This is a genomic window from Pseudonocardia oroxyli (assembly GCF_900102195.1).
In the GTDB taxonomy this organism is placed as follows: Bacteria; Actinomycetota; Actinomycetes; order Mycobacteriales; family Pseudonocardiaceae; genus Pseudonocardia; species Pseudonocardia oroxyli.
This window is the reverse complement of record NZ_FNBE01000012.1, coordinates 145,138-158,742: the sequence shown is the minus strand read 5'-3', so window position 1 is coordinate 158,742 and position 13,605 is coordinate 145,138. Positions and strand designations below refer to the sequence as shown.

At 72.1% G+C, this 13,605-nt stretch carries 15 protein-coding genes, 1 tRNA gene and 1 other RNA gene; 12 read left to right on the top strand and 5 right to left on the bottom strand.

From position 1 onward, the window contains the following. The first annotated feature begins 13 nt into the window (after positions 1-13). The 4 genes from BLS43_RS18910 to BLS43_RS18895 are packed head-to-tail and all read left to right on the top strand — an operon-like array spanning position 14 to position 3,959. Positions 14-1,036 (top strand): FecCD family ABC transporter permease, encoded by a 1,023-nt coding sequence (locus BLS43_RS18910; protein ID WP_093086688.1) that lies wholly within the window; start codon positions 14-16, stop codon positions 1,034-1,036. Then, a complete protein-coding gene (locus tag BLS43_RS18905; RefSeq protein WP_093086685.1) occupies positions 1,033-1,773 on the top strand; it encodes an ABC transporter ATP-binding protein in 741 nt (246 codons plus the stop codon). The genes BLS43_RS18910 and BLS43_RS18905 overlap by 4 nt, the downstream gene beginning before the upstream one ends. Positions 1,774-1,782: 9 nt before the next feature. Beyond that, complete coding sequence (locus BLS43_RS18900; protein ID WP_176921416.1) at positions 1,783-2,742, top strand: ABC transporter substrate-binding protein; 960 nt, start codon at positions 1,783-1,785, stop codon at positions 2,740-2,742. Then, complete coding sequence (locus BLS43_RS18895; protein WP_093086682.1) at positions 2,739-3,959, top strand: MFS transporter; 1,221 nt, start codon at positions 2,739-2,741, stop codon at positions 3,957-3,959. The genes BLS43_RS18900 and BLS43_RS18895 overlap by 4 nt, the downstream gene beginning before the upstream one ends. Before the next feature lie 155 nt (positions 3,960-4,114). Here the strand turns inward: BLS43_RS18895 and BLS43_RS18890 are convergent. After that, positions 4,115-4,199: transfer RNA gene (locus BLS43_RS18890), tRNA-Ser, on the bottom strand. Positions 4,200-4,272: 73 nt separating this feature from the next. Here BLS43_RS18890 and ffs point away from each other — a divergent pair. Beyond that, positions 4,273-4,367: signal recognition particle sRNA small type (gene ffs / locus BLS43_RS18885), an RNA gene on the top strand. A 47-nt stretch (positions 4,368-4,414) separates the two neighbouring features. Continuing rightward, on the top strand, positions 4,415-7,066 hold the full coding sequence (locus BLS43_RS31240) for a DNA polymerase III subunit gamma and tau (protein ID WP_093086680.1): 2,652 nt from the start codon (positions 4,415-4,417) through the stop codon (positions 7,064-7,066). 1 nt (position 7,067) lies between these two features. Here the strand turns inward: BLS43_RS31240 and BLS43_RS18875 are convergent, their stop codons facing one another. Continuing rightward, complete coding sequence (locus tag BLS43_RS18875; protein ID WP_093086884.1) at positions 7,068-7,874, bottom strand: N-acetylmuramoyl-L-alanine amidase; 807 nt, start codon at positions 7,872-7,874, stop codon at positions 7,068-7,070. Positions 7,875-7,959: 85 nt separating this feature from the next. Between BLS43_RS18875 and BLS43_RS18870 the strand changes: the two genes are divergently transcribed. After that, complete coding sequence (locus BLS43_RS18870; RefSeq protein WP_218129892.1) at positions 7,960-8,280, top strand: YbaB/EbfC family nucleoid-associated protein; 321 nt, start codon at positions 7,960-7,962, stop codon at positions 8,278-8,280. A 1-nt stretch (position 8,281) separates the two neighbouring features. Then, the gene (gene recR / locus BLS43_RS18865; RefSeq protein ID WP_093086677.1) at positions 8,282-8,902 is read left to right on the top strand and encodes a recombination mediator RecR; all 621 of its coding nucleotides are present in this window, start codon (positions 8,282-8,284) and stop codon (positions 8,900-8,902) included. Positions 8,903-8,936: 34 nt separating this feature from the next. Here the strand turns inward: recR and BLS43_RS18860 are convergent, their stop codons facing one another. The 3 genes from BLS43_RS18860 to BLS43_RS18850 all read right to left on the bottom strand — a co-directional run bounded on the left by BLS43_RS18860 (position 8,937) and on the right by BLS43_RS18850 (position 9,980). Beyond that, entirely contained in the window at positions 8,937-9,170 is a 234-nt protein-coding gene (locus BLS43_RS18860; protein WP_093086674.1) for a hypothetical protein, read from the bottom strand. A 59-nt stretch (positions 9,171-9,229) separates the two neighbouring features. Next, a complete protein-coding gene (locus tag BLS43_RS18855; RefSeq protein WP_143030122.1) occupies positions 9,230-9,418 on the bottom strand; it encodes a hypothetical protein in 189 nt (62 codons plus the stop codon). A 337-nt stretch (positions 9,419-9,755) separates the two neighbouring features. Next, positions 9,756-9,980, bottom strand: coding sequence for a hypothetical protein (locus BLS43_RS18850; RefSeq protein WP_093086668.1), 225 nt, complete (start codon positions 9,978-9,980; stop codon positions 9,756-9,758). 235 nt (positions 9,981-10,215) lie between these two features. Between BLS43_RS18850 and BLS43_RS18845 the strand changes: the two genes are divergently transcribed. The 4 genes from BLS43_RS18845 (at position 10,216) to BLS43_RS18830 (ending at position 13,539) form a co-directional block, all read left to right on the top strand. Next, positions 10,216-11,088, top strand: a complete 873-nt coding sequence (locus tag BLS43_RS18845) for a helix-turn-helix domain-containing protein (protein ID WP_176921415.1) — start codon at positions 10,216-10,218, stop codon at positions 11,086-11,088. Between the two features lie 167 nt (positions 11,089-11,255). Next, entirely contained in the window at positions 11,256-11,465 is a 210-nt protein-coding gene (locus BLS43_RS18840; protein WP_093086662.1) for a DUF397 domain-containing protein, read from the top strand. A gap of 73 nt (positions 11,466-11,538) precedes the next feature. Then, complete coding sequence (locus BLS43_RS18835; RefSeq protein ID WP_093086659.1) at positions 11,539-11,733, top strand: DUF397 domain-containing protein; 195 nt, start codon at positions 11,539-11,541, stop codon at positions 11,731-11,733. A 153-nt stretch (positions 11,734-11,886) separates the two neighbouring features. Further along, positions 11,887-13,539, top strand: a complete 1,653-nt coding sequence (locus tag BLS43_RS18830; RefSeq protein WP_093086656.1) for an ABC transporter substrate-binding protein — start codon at positions 11,887-11,889, stop codon at positions 13,537-13,539. Positions 13,540-13,605: the final 66 nt, after the last annotated feature.

Genomic DNA, 13,605 nt, shown 5'->3' with positions numbered 1-13,605 from the left:
CCGGTAGACGTTCATGACAATCATGTTCACTAAGTGCGCCTTCGGGCTGAGCCTCGCGTTGCTGCTCTCGATCGTCGTGGCGATCGGGCTCGGCCCCGCCGCCGTCCCGCCGCAGGACACGCTGCGCTACCTCGGCGCCGCGCTGACCGGCGGCACGATCGCCCTCGACGAGGTGCCCGTCTACGAGATCATCTGGCAGCTGCGCACCCCGCGCGTGCTGCTCGCGGCCGTCGTCGGGGCCGGGCTCGCCGCCGTCGGGGTGGGGGTGCAGGCCCTGGTGCGCAACGCCCTCGCCGACCCGTTCGTCCTCGGGATCTCCTCGGGTGCGTCGGTCGGCGCGGTGACGGTGCTGGTCACGGGTGTGGTCGTCGGGGTCTACGCGGTGTCGCTGGGGGCCTTCCTCGGCGCGCTGACCGCCGCGGCGCTGGTCCATCTCGTGGCCCGCACCGCGAGCCCGCTGCGCCTGGTCCTCACCGGGATCGCCCTCGCCTACGCGTTCCAGGCCGCCATGGCCCTGCTCGTCTATCTCGTCCCGCAGGGCGAGTCGACCGCGACCGTCCTCTACTGGACCCTCGGCGGGTTCGGCGCCGCCACCTGGGGCGCCCTGCCGGTCGTCGCCGTGCTGGTGGTCGCGGGCCTGGTCGTGCTGCGGCGGTGGGCGGGCGATCTCGACCTGCTCGCCCTGGGCGACGAGACCGCCGTCAGCTCCGGGCTCGACGTCCGCGCCCTGCGCACCCGCCTGTTCCTGCTCACCTCCCTGATGACCGGCGCGATGGTGGCGGTCAGCGGGGCGATCGGGTTCGTGGGATTGATCGTGCCGCACCTGGTCCGCATGGTCACCGGCGCCGTGCACGGCCGGGTGCTGGTGCTCGCCCCGCTGGTCGGCGCGGTGCTGGCGGTGTGGGTGGACCTGCTGGCGCGCACCGTCGTCGCGCCGCGGGAGCTGCCGCTCGGCGTGGTCACCGCGCTGGTCGGGGTGCCGGTCTTCCTGGTCCTGCTCCGGCGCCGGGCGTACGTGTTCGGGAGCACCCGATGACGCTGTCCCTGCACGGGATCGCGGTCGCGCTCGGCGGCCGGGAGATCGTCCGCGAGCTGTCCCTGGACGTCGCCACCGGCACCGTCGTCGGGCTCGTCGGGCCCAACGGCAGCGGCAAGTCGACGGCCCTGCGCTGCGTCTACCGGGCCCTGCGGCCGGTCCGCGGCACCGTCCGGCTCGACGACGCCGACCTGAGCACGCTCCCGTTGCGGCACAGCGCCCGTCGGATCGCGGCCATGACCCAGGACAACGGCTCGGACCTCGACTTCACCGTCTCCGAGCTCGTCGCGTTGGGTCGGGCGCCGCACGGCGACCGGGACCCCACGATCGTGCGCGAGGCCATGAAGCGGGTGGGCGTGGACCACCTGGCCGACCGCGGCGTGCTGACCCTGTCCGGCGGCGAGCGCCAACGCGCGCTGGCCGCCCGCGCGCTGGCCCAGACGCCCGAGGTCCTCGTCCTCGACGAACCCACCAACCATCTCGACATCGCCCACCAGATCGGCCTGCTGGCGGCCCTGCGCGACACCGCGCTCACCGTCCTGGTCGTGCTGCACGACCTGAACCTCGCCGCAGCCGTCTGCGATCGGATCGGCGTGCTGGCGCACGGCCGCCTCGTCGCCGTCGGGCCGCCCCGCGAGGTCCTCACCCCGACCGTCCTGCGGGAGGTGTTCGGGGTCGAGGCGGAGATCGTCGCGCACCCGACCACCGGCCGCCCCCAGCTGCTGTACACCTTCTGAGGAGATCCGTTGCGCCGCTTCGTTCCCGTGTTGTTGATCCCGCTGCTGGCGGGCTGTGGTGCGCAGGTCGCCGCCCCCGCGGGCGACACCGTCACGGTGGCCCGGTGCGGGGAGCAGGTCGAGTACCGGATGCCCGAGCGGGCCGTCGCCTACGAGGGCGGCAGCGCCGACAAGCTGTTCGCGCTCGGGCTGACCGACCACGTCCTCGGCTACGTCATGCCGCCTGCCAACCCACCGGTCACCGAGTCCCCCTACGCGGCGGAGTACGCGCAGGTCGAGATGCTCAGCGACGACCTGCTCAACCGCGAGCTGGTCGTCGACGCCCGCGCCGATCTCGTCGTCGCCGGATGGCGCTCCGGGTTCTCCGACGAGCGCGGCATCACCCCCGCCCTGCTCGACGGCCTCGGCATCCAGTCGGCCATGCACACCGAGAGCTGCTGGAACTATCCCGGCTTCCCCGAGCGCGTGCCGCCGATCGAGGGACTCTACGAGGACCTGCGCAGGCTGGGCGCCATCTTCCGGGTGCCCGAGCGGGCGGCCGCGCTGATCACGGACATGCGAGCGCGGATCGCGGCGGTCGAGGCGGCCGCACCGGACGGGCAGATCCCGGTCTTCCTCTACGACTCGGGCACCGAACGCCCGGCCACGGCGGCGAACCAGGTGCCGCCCACGGACATCATGCGGGTCGCGGGCGGGCGGAACATCCTCGCCGACGTCGACGGCCGCTGGACCGACGTCGGCTGGGAGACCGTCGTCGAACGCCGACCGGAGGTCATCATGATCATGGACTACGGCACGCAGAGCGCCGAGGACAAGATCGCCTTCCTGAAGTCGCTGCCCGCGCTGCGCAGCGTGCCCGCCGTGCAGAACGACCGCTTCTTCGTGCTCGACTACAACGAGGCGATCAGCGGCCCGCGCGTCATCGACGGGGCCGAGCGCTTCGGCGCGTACCTGCGGGGGCTCGCGTGAGGTTCGCTCGACTGTGGACCGGGACGACGGCGTCCGGGCTCGCGACCTGGGCGTTGCCGTTCGTGCTCGGGCTGGGCGTGGTCGACGGGTCGCTGTCCGCGGTGGAGCTCGGGCTCGCGCTGGGGGTGCGCACGGCCGGGTTCCTGGTGGCGGTGCCGATCAGCGGCGTGCTGGCGGACCGGTACTCCCGCCGCGCGACGGTCGGATGGTCCGGCGCGGCCGCGGCGCTCGGGACGGTGCTGGTCGCCGCCGGTCTGGGGCAGCTCGCGGTGCTCCTGGTCGGCGCGGCGCTGGCCGGGGCCGGGCAGGGGGCGTGCAGGCCCGCGTTCCAGGCGCTCGTCGCCGAGGTGGTGCCGCAGGAGAAGCGGCAGTCCGCCAACGCGGCGATCACGGTGGCCGTCCGCGCCACCACACTGATCGCCCCGGCCCTGACGGCGCTGCTCGCCACCGTCGTCGAGATCGGCTGGCTGGCCCTGGGCATCGCGCTGCTCTGGGTGGTCGCAGCGGCGGTCCCGCCCCGCGGCATCGTGCGGAGTCGGGACCCGGAACGTCTCGAGGGTGCCGCTCGGGACTCGGCCGGAAGGGCCACCGCGCGGTTCCTCGCGGACTTCCGGGAGGGACTCGTCGAGGCACGCAGGCACCCCTGGTTCCTCGCCGGGCTGGGCGCCCTCACCGCGGTGATCGCGACCGGGTACTCGGCGACCGGCGTGGCGTTGCCGCTGGTCAGCGCCGAGGTCTACGGCGGCGCGACCGTCCTGGCCGCCGCGCTGACCGGGTACACCGTCGGAGCGCTGCTGGGCGGGCTGCTCATCGCGCGGATCCGTCCCCGCGCCCCCGGCCGGGCGGCGCTCGCCGGGCTGGCGGTCTACGCCGTGGCTCCGCTGGCGCTGCTGTCCGAGCTGCCCGTGTGGGTCGTGGTCGGCGCGTACGTGGTGTGCGGCATCGGGATCGAGCTGTTCAACGTCCCCTGGTTCACCGCCGTCCAGCGCGAGGTGGCGCCGGACAAGCTGGCCCGGGTGTCGTCGCTGGACTTCCTGTTCTCCTACGGCCTGGCGCCGCTGGGCCTGGCCCTGATCGCCCCGGCCATCGCGACCTTCGGCGTCTCACCGGTGCTGGTCGCCTGCGCGGTGGTGTGCGTGGTCGCCCCCGCCCTCGCGATGCTCGCCCCCGGCGCCCGCGGCTTCGCGACCGCGGAGGTGGTGGGGCGGCGGTCGTGACCGCGCGTTTCGTGCGCTCACTGCGGCATGATCACCGAAAGTGTGCGCTCAGGGTCGTGGGTGCCACGCTGAGCGCACACTTTCGACGATCATGACCCCGGAACGCGAGAACGCCGGGCGGCATGCCGCCCGGCGTTCCCTGTGCTCGGTGAGAGCGGAGGATAGGGGATTCGAACCCCTGAGGGCTTGCGCCCAACACGCTTTCCAAGCGTGCGCCCTAGGCCACTAGGCGAATCCTCCGGCGAGAATCTTACGGGACCGGGTTCGGGACCCCCGAGGCGGGACCCGGGTCGCCGACGTGACTACACTCGTCCCCGGATCCCGCGCGGCGTCCATCCTGTGAACTCCCCCAGGGCCGGAAGGCAGCAAGGGTCAGCGGGCTCTGGCGGGTGCGCGGGGTCCCCTTTCTTCTCCCCCTCCCGGTCCTGTCGGGGGCGGTGGGTAGCCTCGGATCCGTGGCGCTGGCTCTGTATCGCAAGTACCGCCCGGCGAAGTTCGCCGAGGTGGTCGGGCAGGAGCACGTCACCGAACCGCTGGGCACGGCGCTCGCGGCGGGGCGGATCAACCACGCGTACCTGTTCTCCGGCCCCCGGGGCTGCGGGAAGACGTCGTCGGCGCGGATCCTGGCCCGCTCGCTGAACTGCGTCGAGGGGCCCACGCCCGATCCGTGCGGGGTCTGCAACTCCTGCGTCGCACTGGCCCCGGAGGGGCCGGGGAACATCGATGTCGTCGAGCTCGACGCGGCGTCCCACGGTGGTGTGGACGATGCGCGCGAGCTGCGGGACCGGGCCTTCTACGCGCCGGCCGAGTCGCGGTACCGGGTGTTCATCGTCGACGAGGCGCACATGGTCACGACGCAGGGCTTCAACGCCCTGCTCAAGATCGTGGAGGAGCCGCCGGAGCACCTCGTCTTCGTGTTCGCGACCACCGAACCGGACAAGGTCCTGCCCACGATCCGCTCGCGGACCCACCACTACCCGTTCCGGCTCATCCCGCCCGGCACGCTGCGCTCGCTGCTCGAGCGGATCTGCGCGGACGAGGGCGTGCAGGTCCAGTCCGCCGTCTATCCGCTGGTCATCCGGGCAGGCGGCGGTTCGGCGCGCGACACCCTGTCGGTCATGGACCAGCTCCTCGCGGGCGCCGGGCCGGAGGGGGTCACCTACGAGCGCGCCATGGCGCTGCTCGGGGTCACCGACGTCGCCCTGATCGACGACGTGGTGGACGCCCTGGCCGCGGGCGACGGCGCGGCCGTCTACCAGGCCGTCGACCGGTTGGTCGAGGCGGGCCACGACCCGCGCCGGTTCGCGCAGGACCTGCTGCAGCGGCTGCGGGACCTGATGCTGGTCCAGGCGGTGCCGGAGGCGGGCAGCCAGGGGCTGGTCGAGGCGGCGTCGGACGAGCTGGAGCGCATGGTCGAGCAGGCGGCGCGGCTCGGGCCCGCCACGCTCGCCCGCTACGGCGAGATCGTGCACGCGGGCCTCACCGAGATGCGGGGCGCCACCGCGCCGCGGCTGCTGTTGGAGCTGCTGTGCGCCCGCATGCTGCTGCCCGCGGCCACCACCTCGGACGCCGGGCTGCTCGAGCGGCTGGAGCGGGTCGAGCGGCGGAACGCGATCTCCGCGGAGCCGCTCGCGGCGGGGGCGTCGGGGGCGGCGGAACCGGCGAAGCCGCAGTTCGTGCGGCCGTCGCAGCGACAGGACGAGCCTGCGCCGTCGGACCGCGCTGCGGAGCCCGCGGAAGCGCCGTCGGGCCGGGTCGCCGAACCCGCCGGAGCGCCCGCGAGTCGGGTGGCGGAGCGTCCGGAGGCGCCTTCTGGTCGGGTCGCCGAACCCGCCGGAGCGCCGTCGGGTCGGGTGGCGGAGCCTGCGCCGTCGGGTCGGGTCGCTGAGCCGGCGGGACAGCCTGCCGGACCGGCGGCCGAGCCCGCGGAACAGCCTGCGGGACAGGCGACCGAGCCTGCCGCAGGGCCGTCGAGCCCTGTCGCCGATCGCGCCGCTCCGCCCGCGGACGCGCCTCAGCGCCCTGGCACGGAGCCCGCCACCGAACGTCGTGCGGCCGAGCCGCAGGCTGCAGACGTCGCGACCCCGTCGGACACCGTGGACCCGGCGCAGCCGAGGTCCACCACCGACGGGTCGGAGTCGGCCGCCGGCCGCGCGGCACAGGCCGACGCCTCGGGTGCCGCGGGCGCGCCGGGGTCTGCCGAGCAGCCGCCGGCCGCCGAGGAGTCCGGGCAGACCGCTCGCGGGCAGCGGCCGGATCCCGTGCGAGAGCCCGAGCATGCGGCCGAACGCCCGTCGCGGGAGCCGCAGCGGGCCTTCGCGGCCGAGCCCGAGAGCCCCGCGGTGGACGCTGCGCCCGAGCCCGCCGCCGCGCCGGAGCAGCCCGCGGCGGAGGAGCAGGAGCCCGTCGCCGCCGGGCTCGACGCGAGCGCGGTGCGCCGGGTCTGGTCGGAGATCCTCGCCGCGGCCCGCGAACGCAGCCGCAGCACCGAGGCGTTGATGGTCAACTCCACGGTCCGGGCGGTCGAGGGGGACACGCTGGTGCTCGCCATCGGGTCGCCGCCGCTCGCCCGCCGGTTGCAGGACACCCGGAACACGGACGTCATCAGCGCCGCACTGCACGCCGTGCTGGGGGTGCAGTGGCGGGTCCGCGTGGAGGCCGGCGAGGGCGGGGGAGCGGGTCCGGCTCGCCAGGCCGCCCCCCGGCAGGCACCGCAGCGCCCGGCGCCGCAGCGGCCCTCCCGTCGTGAGGACCCGGCCCCGGCGGAGCGGCCCGAGCCCGAGGCGCCGCGGCCGGCCCCGCAGCGGGGCGAATACCAACGACCCCAGCGGGCCGAGCAGCCGCGCCCGCCCGCGGACGACCGTGGTCCGGGCCGGCCCGAGTCCGGTGGGTTCCGCCGTCCCTCGGGTGGTCGCGGCCGCGGCGACGAGGGCGTTCCGCTGCCCCCCGAGCCGCCGGACGAGGAGCCGCCGCCGGACGACGAGGAGGCCATGATCGCCGAGGCGGACGCCTCCCGGGCCGAACGTTCCGTGCGCCGCGATCCCGAGGAGGTCGCGATCGAGCTGCTGTCCTCCCAGCTCGGTGCGAAGGCGCTCGACCAGCGCTGACTCAGCTGAGGAAGCGCTCGATGCCGTGGGCGATCGCGGCGGCGTACCGGTCCCGGCCTTCCGGGCTGGACAGGACCGCGGCCTCGTCGGCGTTGCGCATGTTCCCGCACTCCACCAGCGCCGCCGGGACGGTGGCGAGGTTGAGGCCCGCCAGGTCGGGGCGGGGCGAGAGACCGTCGCGGCCGATGTAGTCGCTGACTGGGAAGCCGCCTGCGACCAGCCCGTCGCGCAGGTCGGTCGCCAGTGTCACGGCCGGGCCGGCCTGGGACGGGTTGAGCGGCGGCGAGCTGTACGCCACGTGGAAGCCGTGGTTGGGGGCGGCCGAGCCGTCGGCGTGCAGCGACACCATCAGGTCGGCGCCCGCCTCCTGCCCGGCCCGGCCGCGGACGTCGACGCAGGGCCCCACGCCGTCGTCGGAGGGGCGGGTCAGGACGACCCGCGCGCCCGCGGCCTCCAACCGGGTCTGGACCCGTCGGGCGAGGTCCCAGGCGAAGGCGTGTTCGGGGTAGCCGGCGTTCGTGCTGGTCCCGGTGGTGTTGCAGGCCTTGGTGCCGCCGCGCCCGTCGGGCACCTGCCTGGTGACCTCGGCGCGGGCCGCGCCGGAGCCGTTGCGGCCGTTGTGCCCGGGATCGAGGACGACGGTCCGTCCGGTCAGCGCGGGTGCGGGCGGCGTGGGTGCGAGCGGTGCGGACGTCGTCGCGACGGGGACCGGGGCGGACGACGCCGGCGCGGCCACGCCCCCCGCCGAGCAGGCCACGAGGACGAGCCCCGCCGCGAGGGTGACGAGGACGCGGCGCGGGGCGGACACGGCGCCCACCCTGACACGGCTACGCTGGGTTCGAGTGGGCGACACGGCGAGGAGTCTTGTGGTGCAACCGGGTGGTCAGCCTGACATGGCGATGATCCTGCAGCAGGCGCAGCAGATGCAGGAGCAGCTGATGCGGGCCCAGCAGGAGCTCGCCGAGGCCGAGGTGACGGGGCAGGCGGGCAACGGCCTCGTCACGGTCACACAGACCGCGGCGGGTGAGGTGCGCGCCGTCACGATCGATCCGAAGGTCGTGGACCCGGAGGACGTCGAGACGCTGCAGGACCTCGTCGTCGGCGCGATCCAGGACGCGGCCCGCGCGGCGCAGCAGCTGCAGGCGGACAAGATGGGGCCGCTCACGGGCGGGTTCGGGGACCTCGGCGGCAGCCTGGGCCTGCCGGGCGCCTGAGTTGTTCGAAGGACCCGTTCAGGACCTCATCGACGAGCTCGGGCGGCTGCCCGGGGTCGGGCCGAAGAGTGCCCAGCGCATCGCCTTCCACCTGCTCGCAGCCGACGCGGCGGACGTCACCCGGCTGCAGGAGGTCCTGCAGAAGGTGAAGGAGGGCGTGCAGTTCTGCGAGGTCTGCGGCAACGTCTCCGAACGCGAACGCTGTCGCTACTGCGCGGACGCGCGCCGCGATCCCACGATCGTCTGCGTGGTCGAGGAGCCCAGGGACGTCCTCGCCGTGGAACGCACCCGCGAGTTCAAGGGCCGCTACCACGTGCTCGGCGGCGCGCTCGATCCGCTGGGCGGCATCGGTCCGGACGCGTTGCGCATCCGCGAGCTGCTGGCGCGGCTCGGGGGCACCGGCCCCGCGAGCGACGAGGGCGACATCGGCGAGGTCATCATCGCCACCGATCCGAACACCGAGGGCGAGGCCACCGCGACCTATCTGGTCCGGCTGCTCAAGGACTTCCCCGGCCTCTCGGTGACGCGCCTCGCGTCCGGGCTCCCGATGGGCGGCGACCTGGAGTTCGCCGACGAGATGACGTTGGGACGCGCGTTGGCGGGGCGCCGCGCCCTGAGCTGACCGGTACCTCCGGGTCTCCCCGGAGGTACCGCTCTCAGGCGGGCGGAGCGGACTGGAGTTCCGCGCGGGCGCGCAGCAGCGCACAGCACGGGCACCCGGTCATCTCGGCCACCCCGATGATCTCGTGCTCGCGGAGCCACACGGTCCACTCGCGCTCGACGAGCTTCTTCCGGTCGGCCTCGACGCGCTCCGCAGCGATGCTGAAGCCCATCGAGACCGACAGCCCGATCAGCCCGACGAGGCCGATCGCGACGATCACGGCGTACATGGTCCCTCCCCTACGTGGTCGGGCCGGGGACGGCGCAGAAACCCCCCGGCACTGCGCGGTCAGTCGCTGTCGTCGTCGCCCCAGGAGTCGTAGTACCCGCCGCCGTGGCGGACCTCCCAGCTGCGACGCCGCTCTGCGGCGACCCGCCGCCACGCGCGGGCCTGTGCGGCGTCCATGACGCCCACGACGACCCCGATGACGGCCAACAGACCCAGCCCGACGACCAGGGCGACAACCAGGACACTCACGGAGACCACCTCCCCGATCGACGACGGGCGACCTTGCTGGACACGGATCCGGCAGGCCGAACAGCTCGAATCGAGCTCATCTGGAGACACCTTCCTGTGTGTTCCTCGACGGCGGTTCGCCGTGAGTGCAGTGGACCCGAAGAATTCGGGTCGGGGTGCGGACGCGGGCGGGGGCGGCTGCCGTTCCTGCTGGTCACGGGCGCCCTCCTCTCCCTGGACCCCGGGTGGAGGTGAGGCGAACCACTCGGGGTCTCGCTGAACTCAGTGTGGGGTATGGATTCCCGTGGTGCAATTGCAGCAACTCAAATCCTGCTCAAACTTCGGAGCGTGACCGGGGTCAGTGCGTGCGCCGGACGTGCTCGTCGAGCACCACGGTGAGGGTGCGACAGGTGCGGCACTCCTCGCGGCGGGCCCGCGGCGGTCGCTCCCGGCGGGGCGCGGGGGACTCGCCGAGAATCGACCGCCACGCCTGCCGCTGTGCATGCGCCTGCAGGACGCCGACCCCGACCCCGAGCAGCACCAGTGCCGCGAGTCCGAGCGTGATGATCCAACCGGTAGCCATGCCGGGCCCTCTCCGGCGGTTCGCGAGGTCGCCGCGACACGCCATGCCGAAGGGACTTGCACCGTGCAATTTCAAGGGCTACGTTCGGGCGCTGTCCATCTGTGACAGCCTCCGTGCCGGTTCCCGACGTCCAGACGTGGACGCCCAGTTCCTGCCGCGCTCCGTGACACCTCTGTCGCGCTGCGCAATTCGATGATGCAACGCCGTGGTGCAATTGCACAAGGGGATGAGTGGGATGAGCCAGGGGCAGGCGGTGTCTCGGCGGAGGCTCGGCTCGGAACTCAAGCGGCTCCGCGACGAGGCGGGCCTGACCTTGGAGCAAGCGGCCTCCGCGCTCGAGTGCTCCGCGTCGAAGATCTCCCGCCTCGAGACCGGCAAGGGCCTACCCAAGCAACGCGACGTCCGTGACCTGGCTCGTCTTTACGGCAAGGAGGCGGAGCGGAGTCTCGAACGGCTTCTCCGCTTGGCGAAGGAGGGTGCGCGCGCCGGCTGGTGGCAGGAGTACACGCACCTGCTCGCGTCCGACCCCTTCGTCTTCGACGGCGCAGACCGCTACGCGGCGCTGGAGGCGGGGGCGACCTCGATCCGCACCTTCGACCACTCCGCTCTGCCCGGTCTGCTCCAGACGGAGGCCTACGCGCGGGCGATCCTCGACATCATGCTGCCCGCCCACTCGCCCGAGGAGATTGCGAAGCTCGTCGAGTTCCGCATGCGCCGGCAGAGCGTCCTGACCCGTGCCGAGCTCCCCCTGCGGGTGGACGCGATCGTCGACGAGAGCGTCCTGCTCAGGATGCGAGCGCTCGAGGCGCAGGTCAGGGCGGAGCAGGTCGACCAGCTCATCCAGCGAATGCGGCTGCCGAACGTCGATCTGCTGGTGTTGCCGTTGTCTGCGGGCTTCGTCAGGGCGGCGCTCGGCAACTTCGTGGTCTTGGAATTCGAAGAGTCGCAGGACCAGGACGCGATCTTCGTGGAGAACCACGCCGGCAACTCCTACCTCGAAGGCGACTTCGGGGTAGAGAAGTTCAAGTCGATCTACGATGAGGCACGGGAGCGGACCCTGGGGCCGGTCGAATCCGTCGACTACATCCGTGACGTCATCGGCGGGTGAAGCAGGGGCCCGATGCGGTCGGTCCCCCGTGCCCGTCCATTCACCGGCTGTTCTGGCGCGCTCGCCGATCTTCGGGTCACTTTCGGGGGATCGGGTGCAAGGCTCAGCAACCTGAGCCCGCGTCGGTCGTCATCCGTGTATGCCGTCCCGGATGGGGACGCCCGCGCATGGAGGTCGCCCGCGTGTTGAAGTCCGAGTTCGTGCGTAGCAGCTACTGCTCGGCAGGAGCGTGCGTCGAGGTCGCGGTCTCCGAGTCCGGACAGGTCCTCGTCCGGGACAACAAGGATCTGGCGGCAGGAGCCCTGAGTTTCACCGCTGAGGAGTGGCGCGCTTTCGTGAGCGGCGTCAAGAACGGCGAGTTCGACCTCCACGCCTGAAGGCCCTCTGGTATTGCTGGACGGCTAGTCCCACGCTGACGCCTCGGGCATCATGGTCTCGAGGTGACGATCTGTGGATCATGAGAATTTCTTGCGCAGCAGCTTCTGTTCCGCGGGGTCTTGTGTCGAGGTGTCTCACGGCCCGGGCGAAACCGTCCGGATTCGCGACAGCAAGGACCCGGTGACTCGGCTCGCTTTTACTGGAGTGGAGTGGGCGGACTTCGTGGCGGGGGTGAAGGCGGGGGAGTTCGACTTCCCCACCCCGTGACACAGCGTGAGCATGTTACGTGCGGTTCACGCATTTGAGGTCCACTTGAGCTAGCTGTGCCCCAAACGTGACGTCTAGGGCTACCCGTGGGTAGGTGGGATGCGTAGCGTGTCCCACCATCTGAAACCCCGACGACCTCGAGGTGTCACAGGAATGCCCACCACACGACGTCTGCTCGCCGTCATCGCCGCCGGCGCGCTCTCCGTCTCGCTCGCGGCGTGCGCGACCTCGGAAAGAGGCGGCGACGCGCAGGCCGGAGCGACCGGCGGAACGATGGTCTTCGGTGCCGCAGGCGCACCGAAGAACTTCGACCCGATCTTCAACGACGACGGCGAGAGTTTCCGCCCGATCCGGCAGATGTACGACACGCTGATCACGTACAAGCCGGGGACCACCGAGCTGACCCCCGGTCTCGCGACCGCCTGGGAGTCCACGCCGGACGGCAAGCAATGGACCTTCACGATCCGTGAGGGGGTCACGTTCACCGACGGCACCCCGCTCGACGCCGCCGCGGTCTGCGCGAACTTCGATCGCTGGGCCAACATGCAGGGCGATGCCGCGCAGTCGAACATGATCTATTACGCGGACGTCTTCGAGGGCTTCAAGGGCAACGGCGGGATCTACGACAGCTGCCAGGCGGCCTCGCCGACCAGCGCCGTCATGACGCTGACCAAGAACAAGGGCGCGTTCCCGGCCGCCTTCGGCCTCACCGCGTTCTCGATCTCGAGCCCGACGGCGCTGAAGCAGTACGACGCGGACAACGTCACGCAGTCCGGGGACTCGTTCTCCTACCCGGCCTACGCCACCGATCACCCGACGGGCACCGGTGCGTTCAAGTTCGAGTCCTACGACCGGACGGCCAACACCATCACGCTGGTTCGCAACGACCAGTACTGGGGTGAGAAGGCCAAGCTCGACAAGCTGGTCTTCCGGGTGATCCCGGACGAGAACGCCCGTAAGCAGGAGCTGACCGCGGGCACGATCGACGGCTACGACCTGCCGAGCCCGGCGGACTACGCGTCGTTGAAGTCGTCCGGCCAGCAGGTGCTGATCCGCGACCCGTTCAACGTGCTCTACATGGGCATCAACACCAAGAACAACCCGGCGCTGCGGGATCTCCGGGTGCGCCAGGCGTTGGCCTACGCCATCGACCGCCAGGCGCTGGTGCAGACCAAGCTGCCCGAGGGGGCCGAGGTCGCCACCCAGTTCATGCCGCAGACGGTCGCGGGCTACGCCGCCGACGTGCAGCAGTACCCGTACGACCCGCAGAAGGCGAAGGACCTGCTGGCGCAGGCCGGCGCGTCGAACCTGACGCTGAACTTCTACTACCCCACCGAGGTCTCCCGGCCGTACATGCCGAACCCGACCGACATCTTCCAGCTGATCGCGGAGAACCTGCGTCAGGTGGGGATCACGGTCAACCCGGTGCCGCGGCCGTGGAACGGCGGCTTCAAGGACGACGTGCAGACCGCGGGCAAGCAGGACCTGCACCTGCTCGGCTGGACGGGCGACTACAACGACGCCGGCAACTTCATCGGGACCTTCTTCGGTCGCGAGAAGCCGGAGTTCGGCGCGGAGGACCCGGCCATGTATGCGGAGATCAACGCCGCGGACGCCAACCCGGACCAGGCGCAGAAACAGGCGCAGTACGAGCAGGCCAACCGGGACATCATGGCCAAGTACCTGCCGGCCGTGCCGATCAGCAGCAGCCCGCCCGCGATCGTCGTGGGGCCGAGCATCCAGGGTCTGGTGCCGAGTCCGCTGACCGACGAGCGCTTCAACACCGTCAGCAAGACCCAGAGCTGACCCGCCCGAAGCTGCATTATGGAACCATAATGCGCGAAAACCGCCCTCCTGAGCGCATTAAGGTTC